The organism is Pontibacter sp. GD7, from assembly GCF_058216375.1.
On record NZ_JBYZMP010000003.1, the window covers coordinates 339117 to 356596 of the forward strand.

Sequence of the window (17480 nt, forward strand, 5' to 3'; positions counted from 1 at the left end):
CGCACGCTGCGAGGTCTTTTAACTCTGGCATTTTTGAGGGGCGAACGACCTGTCCGAGGGCGGCATGAACAATGAAACTTACATCTCAATTCAGCAATGGCCTAGACTCCCCTCTTGCAGACTAGCCCAATCGAGCGATTTGAGCTAGCAAGTGTAACTCTTAGGGATGTGTCAATCGTTCACTGAAAATCCCCCTCCTGTTGTTAGGAGGGGCTAGGGGAGGTAAATTCCGCTCTCGAGAGGGGCAGGGGTGTGTCAATCGTTTCCAGAAAACGCACAAGCGAGTCTGGAGACTCGCACCCACTTGGCGGCACCAGCTGGATGCTGGCGCAAGTAAACCAGTAAATATGAAAGCTCCCTCTCCATTTCCCGCCTTTTAATTGTTGGTGGTTTCACCAACAATTAAAAGGCACTGGCTATTATACTTGCTGGTGAGAACACGCAGCAAGGGCAGAAGTCCCTTTCCTGGTTTGGGGTAAGGGGCCCTCGACAAAAGGAGGGGCTAGGGGAGGTAAAGGGTGAAGCAGTTCCAAAAAATCCCGTCCATCCACTAATCCTGCAAATCCTGATTCTGAAAAGAGATTTTTTTCTCCCTGATCATCAGGGTAAAAGCCCTTTGAGTACTTGAAAAGTATACTTTAAAAACATATTTGTTTGCATTAAATCAAATTGTTCGTACCTTTGCAACGGCAAATCGGCACGGCCAGCTCCCGCTGAATTCCCCCAGGACCGGAAGGTAGCAAGGGTAGGTGGTTGTAGCGGCGCGATGTCGGTTTGCCACTTTTTTTTGCCCTTACCCCAAAGGGGCTCCTCTCCGTCAAATTTCCAGCTATTACTTTCCGGATTCTCAATTAATGCGTTAGATTTGTAGGCATAATCTACTACACTTCAGCATTATGAAATTCTTTATCGATACTGCAAACCTGCAGGAAATTCAGGAAGCGCACGACTTAGGCGTTTTGGATGGCGTAACCACTAACCCATCTTTGATGGCGAAAGAAGGTATTTTCGGCCACGACAATGTAATGTCGCATTACAAGCAGATCTGCGAGATCGTAGACGGTGACATCAGCGCTGAAGTTATCGCCACTGACTTTGAGGGCATTGTGCGTGAAGGCGAGTTGCTTGCCGAACTGCACCCGAACATCGTGGTAAAGGTTCCTATGATCCGCGACGGCGTGAAGGCTATCCGCTACTTCAGCGAAAAAGGCATCAAAACAAACTGTACGCTGGTATTCTCTGCCGGTCAGGCTCTATTGGCTGCTAAAGCCGGTGCCACATACGTGTCTCCGTTCATTGGCCGCCTGGATGATGTTTCTACGGACGGTTTAGCCCTGATCGAACAGATCGTGCATATCTATGGTAACTATGGCTACCAGACACAGGTGTTGGCCGCCTCAGTGCGCCACGTAATGCACCTTGTGCAGTGCGCTGAAGTGGGTGCAGATGTGGCAACCTGCCCGCTTAAAGTGATCACTGGCCTGCTGAAACACCCGCTTACAGACAGCGGACTTGAGCAGTTCCTGGCCGACCACGCAAAAGGGAATAAGTAATTCCCAATTATGAATTAAGGATTATGAATTATGAATGGTGCAGTGGATAGTACTGCGCATTTGTAATTCATAATTCATAATTTAAAATTCATAATTCAAAAAGAGATGTACATCATCAAAGTAAAAGGCAAGGCAAAAATTCCGGATTATATTCAGCTTCGGGATGATAATTTTGTGCTAATTGCTTATTTTAGAGCCGACAGACCTCTGAAGAACCTGGACCGTTATGGGTTGGAGGGGAAAGAGGATGCGCTTGCTGCCCTTATCGAATCGCTTGAATTTGGTAAGCTTCAGAAATTAGAGATTTAAACCCTTATATGAATTTTTCTACTTCACCAGTAGTATCGCTTCGCGAAGTTGCTATTTATCAGGATGTGCATACAATTCTCAGCAATGTCAATTTTGATATTGAAAAAGGAGAGTTCGTGTACTTAGTGGGGCGTACCGGAAGTGGAAAAAGCTCATTGCTGAAAACCTTGTATGCAGACCTGCCTTTGCTGACCGGCGCTGCAACGGTTTCAGATTTTAATCTATCAAAGCTGCCTAAAAAGCAGGTGCCTTACCTGCGCCGCAAGATCGGTATCATTTTCCAGGATTTTCAGTTGCTTTTCGACAGGACCGTTGCTGAGAACCTGCTGTTTGTGCTTCGTGCTACCGGCTGGAAAGACAAATCCAAAATAAAACAGCGTATCTCTGAAGTGCTGATGCGTGTTGGCCTGGATGCTGCTGCGTCTAAAATGCCGCACCAGCTATCGGGGGGTGAGCAGCAGCGTATTGTAATTGCGCGCGCATTGCTGAATGAGCCTGTTATACTTTTTGCCGATGAGCCTACCGGTAACCTGGACCCAATGGTTGCCGACGGCATCATGAAACTGTTCGAGGAGATCAACAACAGCGGTACAGCTATTCTGATGGCCACACACAACTACGAGATCATTAACCGCTACCCAAAGCGCGTGCTTAAATGTGAGAATGGCAAGGTACTGGATTCTAAGGTGGAGCAATTTGCATTAACAAATGGTTACTGAGGTATCCATACTCATACCTGTTTATAACCAGGATGTAACGGCGATGGTGCACACACTGATAGCCCAGTGTAAGCGTTTAGCCATTCGTTACGAGATCCTGCTTTACGACGATGGCTCGGATGAAGAAATAAAAGCCATTAACCGGCCACTTGCCAGGCAAAAAAAAGTTGTTTACCTCGAGTTGCCTTCCAACATAGGCAGGGCAGCCATCCGCAACAGACTTGCCACCGATGCCCGCTTCGATTACCTGTTAATGCTGGACAACGACTGCTTGCCAGTTTCGCATAATTTCCTTTACAACTATTTAGTTGCCGGCCACAAAAGCGAAGTAGTCATTGGCGGGATCGTATACGTGTCTAAAGCGCCGGAGCGGCCTTACAGGTTGCATTGGAAGTATGGCAAACTGCGTGGTTCCAAAAGTATGAAGGAACGGCAGCTTAACCCTTACGCGGATATTTACCTGTGCAATGCCTTTATCAGGAAAGATATTTTTCTTCACTTCCCGCTGCGCGAGAAACTAAAGCGGTATGGCCACGAAGACACTGTTTTTGCCCAGGAGCTGAGGTATAACCATATCCACATCAAGCATATTCACAACCCGGTGGTGCACCTGGGGCTGGAGCAAACGCCTATCATGCTGGCCAAAACCTACCAAGCCGTAGATAACCTCGTGCAGCTTTACCAGGATGGGGAAGCCCTGAATCAGATCAAACTTGTAAAGTCTTTTGAGGTATTGAACGAGCTCAGGCTTGTGAAGGCCTATACCCTGGTGTTTTCTACCCTGGAAAGGCTGGTGCGCCATAACCTCAATTCTGCTAACCCCAACCTGCTGCTTTTTGACCTATACAGGCTATACCTGTTTGGGCGCAAAGTAAAGCAGGTAACCAACCGGGTATTAGTACCTGCTTAGGCAGGTGTTGCAAATCTTTTCCTGATCTCCAGGTACTTGTCTGTTGCCTCCTTGATTCTGTTACTATCTGCTGCACTTAACTGGCTTGCCAGTTCATCTTTTCTGTTATTCAAGGCTGCCCACCAACCCTCCACCAGGTTCCATTCTTTTCCTTCAAATTCTACGGCTAAGGCTTCAAGTTTTTCTACAAATCTGTTGTAAACTGCAGGTAGTTCAGCAGCGGTTATCGGGCTCAGGTCGTCGGCACTGACAGGCAAGCCCAGCATTTCTTCGCGTAGCCTGTAGCGGCGGCTCACATCCTGGTAGCGTTGCTCACGTTTTTCCATCGCACTTGCATAGCGTGTGTCCAGGTCTTCAATCTCTGCTTGCCTGGCTTCGTCGTAGGTATCAAACTGGTCGCGCACTCTTTTTTCCCTTGCTTCATACTGTTGCATCAAATCTTCAGACTCTGTTTCCCAAATCACTGTGTCTTCGATTGCCTTTCGCATGGCCCTTAGTTCAGTCTCGGTAAGGTCAGTGGTTGAGACTGTTTCTGCTTCCATTACAAAGTCCCGGTATTCAGCAAAAGCCTGTTCTGCATCGTCTTCTGTTTCTTTCGTGTTGCATGATACAAACATCAGGGTAGGTAAAATAACGAGCAGGAGCGTCAATGTTTTTCGCATAGTATCTATGTTTTTGATGAACAGTAATCTATAACGCAGGGCATGGGCTATGGTTTCTGAGGAATGCTTTTGACTTTGTATGCTGGTTTTAAGGCAGAAATAAAAGCTTTACTTATCTTTGTTAAAGCGCACATCAGTAACCTGCAGCATGGAAGATATAAAAATGGTAGACCTGAAAGCCCAGTATGCGAAGCTAAAGCCAGAGCTTGACGCCGCATTCGGGGCCGTGATGGAAAGTATGGAGTTTATTAACGGGCCACAGGTAAATAATTTTGCCCGCAGCCTGGAGCAGTACCTGCAGGTGCGCCATGCTATCCCGTGCGCCAATGGCACCGATGCCCTGCAGATAGCGCTGATGGCACTGCAACTGCCTCCGGGGGCTGAGGTTGTCGTGCCTTCTTTTAATTATGTGTCGGGGGCTGAGGTGGTGGCTTTACTTGGCCTGAAACCTGTGTTTGCTGATGTGCTGGCAGATACCTTCACCATAGACCCAAACTCAGTAAGAAAAGTAATATCGGAAAAGACTTCCGCCATTATTCCGGTGCATTTGTTTGGACAGGGGGCTGCTATGCAGGAGATCATGGAGCTGGCACACGAGCATGACTTATATGTGATCGAGGACAATGCCCAGTCGCTGGGTGCGGTGTACGTGAAACCCGATGAGCATGAAGTAAAGCTTGGTACGATCGGTCATATAGGCACTACCTCATTTTTCCCTTCCAAACCGCTTGGTGGCATGGGGGATGGCGGTGCGGTTTTCACGAATGATGATAAACTGGCAGAGGAGATCCGAAAAATTGCCAACCACGGACAGTCTGAAAAGTATAAGTTCTCTACAGTTGGGGTAAACTCGCGTCTGGATACTTTGCAGGCGGCTATGCTTGATGTGAAGATCAAGTATGTGGACGAGTACAATGTTGCCCGCCAGGAAATTGCTCGTTTCTACGATAACGCCTTTGCCGAGACTGCTGCCGTTCAGGCGCCTCATCGCGCACCGTACAGTTCGCATGTCTATCACCAGTATACCATAACCGTTGCCCCGGAACTACGGGATGGTTTAAAAGATCACCTTCGTGATAACTTTATACCAAGTATGGTATATTACCCCGAGCCACTGCACCTGCAGGAGGCATATACTTACCTGGGCTATAAAGCAGGTGATTTTCCGGTGTCGGAGCTATTGAGTAAAAGTGTTTTGTCGCTTCCCATGCACTCCGAACTGAAAGAAGACCAGCTTTCTTATATATGCCAGCATGTGCTGGATTTTGTGAAGCGTCATGCGTAAAGTTACTGATATAGCTGTACGGTTCGCCGTGATCGGGGTGGGGCACATTGGCCGGCGCCATGCCCAGCTAATTTCCGATAACCCGGAAGCGGAACTGGTTGCCCTAATCGATAACCGGGAGGGATTTTTAACAGAACAGGACTTTGAGGGCATTACCCGGTTTGAGAGCCTGAAGGCTTTTATACTTTCAGGAATACGGACAGATGTGCTATGCGTGTGCACGCCCAATTACATGCACCATCCGCATACGGTGCAGGCGCTTGCGGCAGGTTTGCATGTGGTTTGCGAAAAGCCAATGGCCCTTAAAACAGCGCATTGCCAAGAAATGATTACTGCCGCAAATGCCACTGACCGCCATATTTTCTGTGTGATGCAGAACAGGTATAGTCCGCCGGCGGTGTGGTTAAAGCAAGTGGTAGAGAGTGGCGTGTTGGGAGAACTTTACCATGTGCAGGTGAACTGTTTCTGGAACCGCGATGAACGTTACTATTTGCCAGGTGGCTGGCGCGGAACCACTGCTCAGGATGGTGGTACGCTTTTCACCCAGTTCAGCCATTTCGTGGACATGCTGTATTGGCTTTTTGGCGATATCTCCAACATTAAAGGGCTATTCCGGAATAATAACCACGCAGGCTTAACCGAGTTTGAGGACAGCGGCTACCTGCAGTTTGAGTTTGAGCAAGGCGGCTTCTGCACCTTCAACTACACCACTTCAGTTCACTCCCAGAACCTAGAGAGCAGCATCACCATCATTGCCGAAAACGGAAGTATAAAAGTGGGAGGGCAATACATGAACAGCGTGGAATACTGCGACATCCGAAATTATACTTTACCAGCGTTACAGCCTTGCCAACCGGCCAATAACTACGGGCATTATACCGGCAGCGCCGCCAACCACCAGTATATTTTTGAGAACGTGATCAGCACGCTGCGAAATGAATCAACGGCTACCACCAACGCCCACGACGGACTGAAAGTAGTTGAGATGATCGAGCGTATGTATGCTTTAAAGAAAGCAGGCATTAAACTATAGTTTCCAGCCAGTTGTGCTGTACACGATCTTCCGTAGCCAGTCATTCATAGCAGGATATACTTTCAGGCCAACTGTCAGGCCACCGTATATTGCTGTTATCAGCAGAGAGCGCACGATAATATCCAGAAACACATTGCCCAGGTATGGTAACAGGTAGGAAACTGCCAAAGCCACACCGGCGATCACGGTTATCGTTACAGAGCTCCATGCAAACGGCTGAATTTTATATGCCCACTGCACGAAGAAAAGACGGGTCAGGTTTATCACCACATACGAGATCATGGAGGCCAGTGCGGCGCCCTCAATGCCATACAGCGGAATAAAGATATAGTTCGTCCAGATGGTGAGTCCGGCCAGCACCACGTTAAACAGCAGGTCCCATCTATACTTTTCTGAGGTAGCCAGGATGATGCCGTTGATGCCGGTGGCAAGATCCACGATACGCGCCATGGAAAGGAATAGCACCACATACTTGCCGGCACTATAGGTCTCAGGCATAAAAGAGTAGAGGTTATCGATATTGGCCCAGATGCCAACGAACAACAGCAAACCCACGATCATGTTGATGATGGTGATCTGCTTATAAAGCTGCTCCATCTTCACCATGTTCTGCTCTTTCCAGTACTCAGCCACCTGCGGGAAAGCGATCTTGAAAATGGACCTTGCCGGCGCCATGATCACGCTGGTCATGAAGAAAGCCGTAGTATAAATACCGTTGTCGCTAAGGCTGTAAGAGCCGATCATAACCTGGTCTACGGTGGTGATGATTGTTACAGAGATATTGCCCAGGAAGGTGAAAAAGCCATAGTATAGCATCTCACGCAGCGGTATCAGCTTCAATCCTGACCAGTCCGGAAGTATAAATAATTGCTTCAGCCAAAAAGTATAAGCAATCAGCACCACTGCAATCACGGAGTTAACGCCGATGTACAACTGCACAAACTCATGAAAATCTACCCAGCCAAAAGCATAGACCGAGATAAGCAGCGTAGTAAGCACCCTTAGCAGAAACTCCTGTACAAACGAAGAAATAATGGTCTTGAAAAGGGATCGCAGGTAGGCTGTGAACAGGTTAAATAGCAGCGTGAACAGCGACAGCGGGATGATGTAGTAATAGTAGTCGATCAGCAGCCTGGAGCCCTCGCCGTCGTAGTAGTCCATTACCAGCGGCTTGAACAACACAAACAGCCCAGAAACCACAGCAAAGCCCACCATGGGCACAGCCAACAGCAGAAACAGAAAGCCGTGGTGCTTTTGCTCTTTATTCCGGAAATAAGGGAAATAGCGCACGCTCATGTTCACAAACCCAAGGGCCGAGAACTGGGCAAACATCATCGAAATTGAAATGAGTAAACGCGTAAGACCCACCTGCTCTTCTTCCAGGAAATTAGGGAAAAGAAGTATGGTGTTGACATACCCTATTAGAATGCCGGCATAGGAGATAACCGTGTTCCAGATGCCTTCGCGCTGTAATGTTTTACTCATTGGCTAAGTTGAAACCGCAAATAAGTAAAAAGTTTAGAGTTTTATGGGGTAAAGGCATTTGTAAAGTGTACTTTGTTTTCGAATTGAGATTGGAATTGTACTTGTCATCCCCCTGCCCCCTTCAAAGGGGGACATTCTGCACGAGTAATTTTTATTGAAATACGATTGCTGATAAAGTCCCCCTTTGAAGGGGGCAGGGGGATGATTTACATATTCACGGTCAGAACCTGAAAATAAAAATGGATACAAGTTGATTAGGCACTATATATTCATACTTTCCTTGCCCAAACTTTCAATGGCTTTTACGGTGTCAGCTGCTTCCGAGCAGGTTAAGAAGGTTGAGCCTTCTGATTGCAACTTTGCCATGATCTGTTCCAGCACTTGGCGCCAGGTAGGAGCGCCTTTAGCCACCGGGTACTCGGAGTAAGCAGAGAAATTCTCGTTGTGCCAGAGTAAAGTAAACAAACCACTAAATTTAACCACTTCATCTATTACCGGGACCACCGCCTCAAAAGCCTTATCAGATTTCAAGCCCAGGTAATTTATACTATAGAGGGTGGTGTCCATGAGTATAAGTGGCAACTCTAAAAAGCTGGCTGCTTTTCTGGTGCTGAAGTCGAAAGGGTAAAATGGGTGGCAGAACGAGTTCCGGAAGCCGAAGTGCTCTGAAAAACCGAGGCTAGAATCATACTCCAGCCTGCTTTGCTGCAGCACCTGCTCTGTATTTTCGGGTTGGTAGCATAAGTAGTGAAAACGATTGCCTTTTACCTGAACCGGTATTTTCCGCTGGTCGGCCTTAAGCTGTACCAGGTCGTTAGAAGTGCCAAAGCTGCCATGCAGGGCAACCTCATGTTCCGTTTCTGCCAGTGCTTTGATCTGCTTTTGGTATTTTGGCTTGGTAATGTCGTAGTCAGCGTTTGGGTAACCGTTGTAGTATTGGTCGCTTGGCAAGAAAAACAGTGTTGCTTTTGCCCCATACTTTTCGGCAAAGGCTCTAACCTCTGCCAGGTTATTCCAGGCATCTTTTCCCACTGCTTTCTTTGCCAGCAAAGCAGCCACTGTTTTAAAGTCAGTTTCCTTAAAAGCCTGTTTACCTGCCACACGCCATGCGCTGTGCAGCCTGTCTATGTCGCTGGTAAGGCAGGTGGCAAACCTGTGCTGTCCCCAAAGCTTTTGGCTCAGGTCGGTGTTGTATACTTTCTCCAACACCTCTTTCAGGATATCAAAGTAATAATTAACGACAGGTTTTGTGATAAAGCCATACTTTGCCTGCACGCTGGCCTTGTAAGTATAGCGCCTGAATTTGTCGCGCTCCGGGCCATAATACTCCTGCCATCCGCTAAGCAGATAAAAGGCAGAGGCTATGATGTCGTAGTTTATACTTGCCGTTCCATCGGCGTGGTACGTGATAAGTTCCAGCTCGTTATCGGCATCAAAGAAGAATGGAATTTTCTCTCCTTTCCACTCGCGCCACACCACTTGTTGTGGCCTGGGGCGCTTCTGCTCAAAGAAACCGCCATCATACTTACGAATGCTCACGCGGCTCTTATGAATAAGGTCTTCCTGGGTACTATAATGGATGGGTAATTCCGTTGCCTTCGGGTGAAGAAGGTGAAAATGCCTGAGGATGTAATTTAACTGGTACAAAGCTATTTAATGACTTCGAGCAAACCCTTGCATTAAGTTAGGGAATGGCTGCTTATAAGTAAATAAAAGTGTTAGATCGGCTGGTACATTTTTGCAACAACCGGAGAGATAACGAGCTAATTGTCAAATAGATTTTAGTTTGGCCTTAAAAATTTTGAATTAGTGCGTAATGTGAAATTGAAAAGGAGAATATCACCACTTAGGCTTCTTTCCAATCTTAAAATGTGAAGCAAACCAATTTAGAATCCGGTTTTTTTTTAAGGCTTCTCGTTGAAGATAAACGCTTTGATCAACTTCAATGCCAGCTCACCGCTTTTTCCATCATACACGGTCCCAACAGTTGCGTTAAAGTATTTGGCACGCAAGTATACTTCTGGCTTACTGTGGAGATGCTGACGAATCAATTGGTGCAGATCATCAAACGTAACAGCCTCTTCTACCAGTCCCTTGTCAATAAAGCCATAGTAATCGTGCAGCTGCTGGTTGCGGTTCATGTTGAAGTAGATAGACCAAACATTAAGCAACACGGCCTCTAGATGAATGCCGGAGTTACCGCTGAGCAGAGCGTCTATACTTTTCAGAAACTCGAAAGTAGGTTCTTGGCGGCTATCCGAAAAGGTGATGTTGGGCAAAGCTGGAAGTAATGCCTTAAAGTCGCGTGTTTCGCGCGGGTGGGGACGAAGTATAAATGCTACCTCCGGGAAATCCTGTGCCAGCTGACCAACCGTGTGTACTACCTCTTCTGTGGCATCCATCAGGTTACAGCCTATGCCAATCCGTTGTATACGTTGGTTGTGGTTTCGGAAAGGCACAAAGGCATCGGCTTTGGGCATGCCCACCAGCTCAACACGACCTGTAATCGGACCACACAATTTATACTTGTCCAGCGCATCCTGTCCCTCTAGCAGGCTCAGGTCATACTCCAGTGGCGGAAAAATAGAGCTTACGCTGGCATGTTGGATGTAAGCGGTTTTAATGCCTAAGCTTTTTGCAGCCAGCAGCATGGCACGGGCATCGGCGTTGTGGTCGTTGGCAAAAACGATGGCGGCCGGTTTATACTTTTGTAGCTTGCTGCGGTATACTTCATAAAAGCCAATGGCATCGTAAAGTATATCTGTAAAACGCTTGGTACTGGCTTTTTTATATTTCAGAAACTCAAAATAGACCGGCAGGAATTTATAGTAATACAGAATTTTACGACGCAGCGAAATACGGTTTACCGCATGCTTATACTTGCCAATGTTTTTGCTCTGGCCGGCTACGAAAACGGTATCAGGTAAACCCTCTTTCAGGAAGTGCAGGCTATCGTAATTGTTCTGGCTTACCACATACAGCCATACTTTGCCTTTAAGTTTGTCCGGCTGCTCTACCTGCTTGAACAGGTTGCCCACGAGGCGCACCAACGTATAAACCACCATTCTGAGCAGGCGCTTACCAGGCGTAGCGGGGGACACGGCGGCTTTGGCACTTTCAGGTAGCTTAAGGAAGCCTTCCGAGAAGTGCAGGTGAAGGATGTTGCTATAGATGGCGTACCATTTGCCCATAGCTTATATCATGTCCCAGCTTAATGGCGTGCCGGCCTTTATACTTTTGGAGGCAGGTATGCCCAGAATCTCCTCGTAATGCTTCGGCGCAAGGCCAAGGCCCGGACGTATGACGCGGATGTTCTCTTTGGTGAACGGCTCACCTGCGGCGATGTCTTTGGCAGCGTACACGGAGCGCTTGAACAGGCGGCTCTTTTCCTCGGCCCGCTGCACCCCGTACTGCACATGCCCCAATGCCTGCCACGCCCTTTCCGACTCCACGACCAGGGACTTCAGCTCCTGCGGCTCCAGCGAGAAGGCCGAGTCAACGCCGCCATCGGCCCTTAAAAGGGTAAAGTGCTTCTCGATAACTGTTGCGCCCAAGGCCACCGCGGCCACGGCAGCACCCACGCCCATGGTGTGGTCCGAGAGGCCCACCTGCACGCCGAACAGCTCGCGCATGTGCGGGATGGTGGCCAGGTTGGTGTTCTCCGGTGTAGAAGGGTAGGTGCTGGTGCACTTCAAAAGTATAAACTGCTCACAACCGGCCTCGCGCAGCACGCGCACGGCCTCGTCCAGTTCGGTTAAAGTTGCGGCACCTGTGCTCATGATCACGGGCTTGCCTGTTGCGGCTACCTTGCGCAGCAGCGGGTGGTCGGTGTTCTCAAAAGAGGCGATCTTATACACCGGTGCATCCAGTTTCTCCAGAAAATCCACGGCGGTTTCATCGAAAGGGGAGGAGAAGGCGATCAGGCCCCTTTCCTTTGCTCTCTCGAATATCGGCTTGTGCCACTCCCATGGGGTATAGGCCTCCTTGTAGAGGTCGTACAGCTCACGGCCCTTCCACAGTGAGTTCTCATCCTCGATGGTGAAAGCGCCGGGCAGGGTCATGGTATCGGCAGTATAGGTCTGCAGCTTGATGGCGTCGGCACCCGCGTCGGCGGCGGCATCCACGATGGCCAGGGCACGCTCCAGCGAGTGGTTGTGGTTGCCCGACATCTCTGCGATGATAAACGGTTTATGCGTGGGGCCAACCAGTCGGCCCGCGATATTGATATCTTTGATCATGGTTTCTCTCTAAAGTTTTAAACAGCCAGCACAAAGCGGTAAGCCTGCGGGAATTTCGGGGCCGGTGTGTCCAGGCTGAAGCCAGCCTTCTCAAATGCCCGGACAGAGGCGATGTTTTCCCGCTGCACCAATCCCTCAATGAGTCTAACCGTAGGTTTCTGCCGTAGCAGCTTTGCTACCCCGCGCTGCAGGATAATGTGTCCCAGTCCCTTGCCCCTGAACCCGGCACCTATCAGGTAACTGATGATGGCCTTTCCGTCCTCTATCTCGAAGCGGATATGCGCAGCCGGAACCCCGTTGCTCTCTGCAATATACAGCTTTGCCTGCTCATCTTCCAGCTTTGTATGCAGCCAGCGGGTATGGCTTTGCAACAGGATGGGGTTTTGGTTGAAGGACTGTTTTCTTACATCCGGGTCGTTTGCCCAGTCGAATAGCAGCATCAGGTCGTCGGGGGTTGCTTCACGCATGCTTATGCTTGCCGCCAGGGCCATACTTTCAAACGCCTGCCGCAGCCTTTCCCCGGACTTGCCATCGAAGTAAATACGCTGGGCCTTTACCATTGCCTTGAAGCTGCCGCTAACATCAGATTGCAACACCTCTACCAGCTGCTCATACTTATATGCCACTCCGTTTTGGGTAAGAAAAGTATAAAGCCCGGCCTGGTTATCGGCGGTTTGCAGTACGAACGGCAGGCCACCTACGGAGGCATACTCGTAAGACACCCCACTGGCGGAAGTGACGGCCACGGCGCAGTTTTTCATGAGCTTGCTCAGCGCCTCTGCATCCAGGTTCTGGTGCAGTTTATACTTCTTCTTGCCAGCCATCCAATGCTCCAGTGCCTGGGTATGCTTGTAAGCACTGCCAACAACAATCTCCACCTTGTCTATCACAACGAACTTCTCCAGCTCTTTAGCGATTCGCAAGGTATGGTTGTCTGGGTCAGCGCCCCCAAGGTTCAGGAAGAGGTGCAGGCCACTTGCCGGAAACTCCCTTTTGGCCCTTGCGGCTTTTATAAACGGAGGGCGAAGCAATGCATACTTTGGGCCCAATAGCAGTTTGGTGTAAGGCGCGGTCTCATACTTTGCGGCATCCACGCCACCGGCCTGGTTCAGTACCACGTCGGCTGCGATGGGGAAGGCCTGCAGGTCGTCGATATAAAGCAACTGGCTGCCCCTGCGTTTAATGTTTTGCTGGTATTCAGTCTTGAAGTTGTATCCGTCTAGCACCACGATCACGTCCTCTGCGATATAGGCCTCCAGTTCATGGGCGAATCTTTCCTCGTCTGGACCGCAGGCTGGCAGCACGATCACCCCGTCGCAAACCTGCCGTATCTGCTCCTGCAGCTCTGGGCTGGGTGCCTGTATGGCAAACACGCATTCGTATTGCTGGCGCAGCATCTGGGCCAGAGCAAGCGAGCGGACCACGTGCCCAAGCCCGATACGGCTGTTGCCGTCGGCCCGGAAGACGATGCGCTGGCGTGCTGTATGTGCGGTTTGCTTAGTCAAGGTGATGCAATAATTTATACTTTAGCTCGGCAAGTTTCCAGTCGGTAAGGCTGTCGATGTCCTGTACGTAAAGCTCGTCAAGCTCGTATGCCCCGGAGTTGTCTGTGAACAGGCTTTGATTCTGCTTAAAGCTCTCTACCCTGAACCAGTAAAACTGTCCGGCATCGTGGAATGCAAGTGGCAGGTCCTGTGAGCGTTTGGTGAGGTTCTCGGGCCAGATCATGCTTGCCTTGCCCTCTTCCACTTTCAGGCTCCTCCAGATGGGGTAGCTATACTTTACCACCGGAAAAACCGTGTCGTATTCCTTTTCGAGTAACAGGCTCTGTGATTCCCGCAGTGTTTCAGGGCTTACGAAAGGGGCCGTTGGGTACAGGCAGCAGCCAAGGTCAAATGATTTACCCTGCTGCTCATACATGGCCAGCACCTCTTGGATAACCGCAGCCGTGGTGGCAAAATCCCCGGCGTTGTCCTCCGACCTGAAGAACGGAACACTGGCCCCATACGCACGGCTCACCTCAGCGATCTCGGCATCATCCGTGGACACCATCACCTCGGTAAATAGGCCGGAGTTTATTGCAGCCTCAATGGTATAGGCAATAATGGGTTTACCCAGGAAGGGTTTTATGTTTTTGCGTGGAATGCGCTTGCTGCCCCCTCGGGCCGGTATGATGGCGACTGACTTCACTAGCCCACAAACTCCTTTACTTTCTCGATCACGAACTCCTGCTCCTCCTGCGTAAGGGTTGGGTACATTGGCAGGCTCAGGCAGCCGGCATAGTAGCCCTCAGCCGCAGGGTAGTCGCCTTTTTTGTAGCCCAGGTTGCGGTAGTAGGGCATAGTATGCGCCGGGATGTAATGCACCTGTGCAAAGATATTGTGCTGGCGCAGGTAATCGTACAGGCCCTTGCGGTCTGCTACTTCAATCACGTACAGGTGATAAGCGTGGCCGGTTTCGTCGTCTGCGTTAAAGGCTTCGGGGCTGGTGCCCAGCACTTTTATACCTGCGTGGTTTTCGAAAGCCTTGTCGTATACTTTGGCGATGCCTCTGCGGCGGGCCAGGCCTGCCTCGGCGCGCTTCAGCTGCGAGATGCCCAGGGCGCATAGCATGTCCGGGATGCGGTAGTTGTAGCCAAGCTCCTGCATCTCCATGTACCAGCCGCCGTGGTTCTCGTGCATCAACTCCGGGTCGCGGGTAATGCCGTGTGTGCGCAGCTTCAGCAGTTCCTGGTATAGTTTCTCGTCGTTGGTGGTCACCATGCCGCCCTCGCCGGTGGCGATGTGCTTGACGGGGTGGAAGGAGAAGATGGCCAGGTCGGCGTAATTGCCGTTGCCGCAAAGCTGCTTCTCGCCCTTGCTATCTATAAAATAGCCGCCCGGCGCGTGGCAGGCGTCCTCTATTATCCAAAGCCCGTGCTCATCGGCCAATTCCCTGAACTCCTCCAAATTAACCGGATTACCGGCAAAGTCCACTGGTATGATGCCGGAGTAGTAGCCCCTGGGCTTGCTCTCGAGCATCTGGCGTACTTTCTCTATATCCAGCAGGGCAGTGGCAGGGTCGATGTCGGCGAATTCCACGGTGCCGCCGCAGTAGCGCACGCAGTTGGCCGAGGCCACGAACGTGATGGGCGTGGTGATCACCCTCGACTCCTCATTAACGCCCAGCGCCATGGTGCACAGGTGCAGCGCCGCCGTGCCGTTGGAGCAGGCCACGGCATACTTGGCACCCACGTACTTGGCAAAGGCCTTCTCAAACTCGGCCACCTTCGGCCCCTGCGTCAGGAAATCCGACTGAAGCGTCTCCACCACCGCGGCAATGTCTTCGTCGGTGATGTGCTGGCGTCCGTAGGGGATGGGGCGATTTTGCTGTTCTTTATGCTTAGCTTCTGACACAAGCGTTTTTAGTTAAGAGTTAAAAGTTAAGAGTTATGAGTGGTGCCAATTTTGCATGAGTGATTGAGTGAATGAGTGAATTATAAATTGCTGCAACAGCAAATGTAGAAGTTGAATATTATACTACTTGTACTTTCACTTAACGATCAACGAGTAACGAACAACTAATAACAAAATTCACATATTCACTCATTCAAAATTTAAACACCAAAGTGTTTATCTACGTGCTGGCGAATCTGGTCGCGTAATTGGTCAACCGTTAGCCACTCGGTGTTGGTGCCGGAGTTATACTTGAAGCCTAGCTCGGTCATTTTGCCGTTGTGGGCTTTTAAGAACTCGTCGGTGCTCCAGATTGGCGTAGACGGAAGTATAACGTAGTACTTGTCCAGCTCTACTGTATTTAACGAGTCGGTTTCGGTGATCATCTCCTCGTGCAGTTTCTCACCCGGACGGATACCCACAATCTGCTGCTCGCAGTTTGGACCGATGGCCTCTGCCACGTCGGTAATGCGGTAAGAAGGAATCTTCGGCACGAAGATCTCACCACCCCAATGATGCTCCAGCGCATGGAAAACCAGTTCCACGCCCTCCTCTAGGGAAATGTTGAAGCGTGTCATGTCGGGGTGAGTAATCGGTAATACGCCTTCTTCGCGCTTTTTAAGGAAGAATGGCACCACAGAACCTCTTGAGCCAATCACGTTGCCGTAACGCACCACCGAGAACTTAATATCGCGCTTGCCGCGCATGTTGTTGGCCGCCACAAACAGCTTATCAGAGCAAAGTTTGGTAGCGCCGTACAGGTTTATCGGGGCAGCAGCCTTGTCCGTAGACAGCGCCACCACATCCTTCACACCACAGTCAAGGGCAGCATTGATGATGTTTTCGGCACCCAATACGTTGGTTTTGATGCACTCCATCGGGTTATATTCGGCAGCCGGCACTTGCTTCATGGCAGCAGCGTGTATAATGATGTCGATTCCCTCGCAGGCACGCTTAAAACGCTCGGCATCGCGCACATCGCCGATAAAATAACGGATAGAGTTATACTTGCTGTGCGGAAACGTCTGCGACATCTCAAACTGCTTCAGTTCGTCGCGTGAGTAAATTACCAGTCGCTTCACGTTCGGGAAACGCTGGTATACCATCTCCACAAACTTTTTACCAAACGAGCCCGTACCGCCCGTAACCAATATAGCCTTGTTGTTAAGGTCTAATGCCATTCCGAAATTTTATGCTTTATACCATAGGTGCGCATTCGTCACCCATTCTGCTGCAAGTTAAATATTATATTGTTTAATTGTTGGATTGTTAAATTGTTGATCGGTGAATGTGGGAAGTAATCTGAGATGTGATTGCAAGTGTAAACCCACCCCTAACCCCTCAAGGAGCAGGGCCGTTAAGTTCTTTATTTTGCTGGCGCGGATCTGTGATCCGTGACTTTTTATACAGTTGGATTTGCAATTAGGAGTGTTCGTAAGTTGACCTAATTTAGAATGAGTACTCTTTTAAGATGATCAATGTGAGTCTAAAAGATAAACAACTATCTACATTAAGTTACTTAGGCTCTTCTTCCGACCACTCGTAATTTGCAATCCAACTGGGCCGGAGGCCCAGCTATAGCCCGACACGAGCGAGGACGCTCGCGCCATAATCCTGTAATTTGCTAGAAAGAAACGATCCTATTCCGAGGAAGGGAATCAGAAGGTTTGAATTTGTTGGAATATTTGAGCCTGTGTACTTCTATTCTGTTGCAATGTAGTATCACCTTTGAAACTGAGCGATAGGGAAATTTTTAACAACTATACTTTCTGCTTACCCAATAAGCCAGTTACAAACTGGCATCATACTTAACCACCAGTTACCGCTGCGCTCAAACTGGCGGTATGCTCAT

General features: G+C 49.6%; 15 protein-coding genes and 1 other RNA gene. 7 read left to right on the forward strand and 9 right to left on the reverse strand.

Going from position 1 to position 17480, the window contains the following annotated elements; translation table 11 throughout:
* Positions 1-686 precede the first annotated feature (686 nt).
* The 5 genes from ffs to AC4BAP_RS07015 all read left to right on the forward strand — a co-directional run bounded on the left by ffs (position 687) and on the right by AC4BAP_RS07015 (position 3491).
* Positions 687-784, forward strand: an RNA gene (ffs, locus tag AC4BAP_RS06995) — signal recognition particle sRNA small type.
* A 112-nt stretch (positions 785-896) separates the two neighbouring features.
* The gene (gene fsa, locus AC4BAP_RS07000) at positions 897-1553 is read left to right on the forward strand and encodes a fructose-6-phosphate aldolase (RefSeq protein ID WP_490581907.1); all 657 of its coding nucleotides are present in this window, start codon (positions 897-899) and stop codon (positions 1551-1553) included.
* A 105-nt stretch (positions 1554-1658) separates the two neighbouring features.
* Entirely contained in the window at positions 1659-1862 is a 204-nt protein-coding gene (locus tag AC4BAP_RS07005; RefSeq protein WP_242927157.1) for a fructose-6-phosphate aldolase, read from the forward strand.
* 8 nt (positions 1863-1870) lie between these two features.
* Positions 1871-2581, forward strand: coding sequence for a cell division ATP-binding protein FtsE (locus AC4BAP_RS07010; RefSeq protein ID WP_490581908.1), 711 nt, complete (start codon positions 1871-1873; stop codon positions 2579-2581).
* Positions 2571-3491, forward strand: coding sequence for a glycosyltransferase family 2 protein (locus AC4BAP_RS07015; RefSeq protein WP_490581909.1), 921 nt, complete (start codon positions 2571-2573; stop codon positions 3489-3491). Before AC4BAP_RS07010 ends, AC4BAP_RS07015 begins: the two co-directional genes overlap by 11 nt.
* Here the strand turns inward: AC4BAP_RS07015 and AC4BAP_RS07020 are convergent.
* Positions 3488-4153 carry a hypothetical protein gene (locus AC4BAP_RS07020; protein WP_490581910.1) on the reverse strand — a complete coding sequence of 222 codons (666 nt, stop codon included), beginning with the start codon at positions 4151-4153 and terminating at the stop codon, positions 3488-3490. The two genes, AC4BAP_RS07015 and AC4BAP_RS07020, sit on opposite strands and share 4 nt — an antisense overlap.
* Before the next feature lie 148 nt (positions 4154-4301).
* On the opposite strand from AC4BAP_RS07020, the gene AC4BAP_RS07025 reads away from it, so the two are divergent.
* Both AC4BAP_RS07025 and AC4BAP_RS07030 read left to right on the forward strand, forming a co-directional pair.
* On the forward strand, positions 4302-5438 hold the full coding sequence (locus tag AC4BAP_RS07025; protein ID WP_490581911.1) for a DegT/DnrJ/EryC1/StrS family aminotransferase: 1137 nt from the start codon (positions 4302-4304) through the stop codon (positions 5436-5438).
* Positions 5431-6471 (forward strand): Gfo/Idh/MocA family protein, encoded by a 1041-nt coding sequence (locus AC4BAP_RS07030; RefSeq protein ID WP_490581912.1) that lies wholly within the window; start codon positions 5431-5433, stop codon positions 6469-6471. Before AC4BAP_RS07025 ends, AC4BAP_RS07030 begins: the two co-directional genes overlap by 8 nt.
* On the opposite strand, the gene AC4BAP_RS07035 is transcribed toward AC4BAP_RS07030, so the two are convergent.
* The 8 genes from AC4BAP_RS07035 to pseB form a co-directional block, all read right to left on the reverse strand.
* Positions 6466-7956: a lipopolysaccharide biosynthesis protein gene (locus AC4BAP_RS07035; protein WP_490581913.1), complete on the reverse strand. Its 1491-nt coding sequence runs from the start codon at positions 7954-7956 to the stop codon at positions 6466-6468. The two genes, AC4BAP_RS07030 and AC4BAP_RS07035, sit on opposite strands and share 6 nt — an antisense overlap.
* 261 nt (positions 7957-8217) lie before the next feature.
* A complete protein-coding gene (locus tag AC4BAP_RS07040; RefSeq protein ID WP_490581914.1) occupies positions 8218-9603 on the reverse strand; it encodes a polysaccharide deacetylase family protein in 1386 nt (461 codons plus the stop codon).
* Positions 9604-9860: 257 nt separating this feature from the next.
* Positions 9861-11147, reverse strand: a complete 1287-nt coding sequence (locus tag AC4BAP_RS07045; protein WP_490581915.1) for a hypothetical protein — start codon at positions 11145-11147, stop codon at positions 9861-9863.
* 3 nt (positions 11148-11150) lie between these two features.
* Entirely contained in the window at positions 11151-12194 is a 1044-nt protein-coding gene (gene pseI / locus AC4BAP_RS07050; RefSeq protein WP_490581916.1) for a pseudaminic acid synthase, read from the reverse strand.
* A 17-nt stretch (positions 12195-12211) separates the two neighbouring features.
* Complete coding sequence (pseG, locus tag AC4BAP_RS07055) at positions 12212-13699, reverse strand: UDP-2,4-diacetamido-2,4,6-trideoxy-beta-L-altropyranose hydrolase (RefSeq protein WP_490581917.1); 1488 nt, start codon at positions 13697-13699, stop codon at positions 12212-12214.
* Complete coding sequence (gene pseF, locus AC4BAP_RS07060; RefSeq protein ID WP_490581918.1) at positions 13692-14384, reverse strand: pseudaminic acid cytidylyltransferase; 693 nt, start codon at positions 14382-14384, stop codon at positions 13692-13694. The genes pseG and pseF overlap by 8 nt, the downstream gene beginning before the upstream one ends.
* Positions 14384-15589 carry a UDP-4-amino-4,6-dideoxy-N-acetyl-beta-L-altrosamine transaminase gene (gene pseC / locus AC4BAP_RS07065; RefSeq protein ID WP_490581919.1) on the reverse strand — a complete coding sequence of 402 codons (1206 nt, stop codon included), beginning with the start codon at positions 15587-15589 and terminating at the stop codon, positions 14384-14386. The genes pseF and pseC overlap by 1 nt, the downstream gene beginning before the upstream one ends.
* A 200-nt stretch (positions 15590-15789) precedes the next feature.
* Positions 15790-16809, reverse strand: coding sequence for a UDP-N-acetylglucosamine 4,6-dehydratase (inverting) (gene pseB, locus AC4BAP_RS07070; RefSeq protein WP_490581920.1), 1020 nt, complete (start codon positions 16807-16809; stop codon positions 15790-15792).
* Positions 16810-17480: the final 671 nt, after the last annotated feature.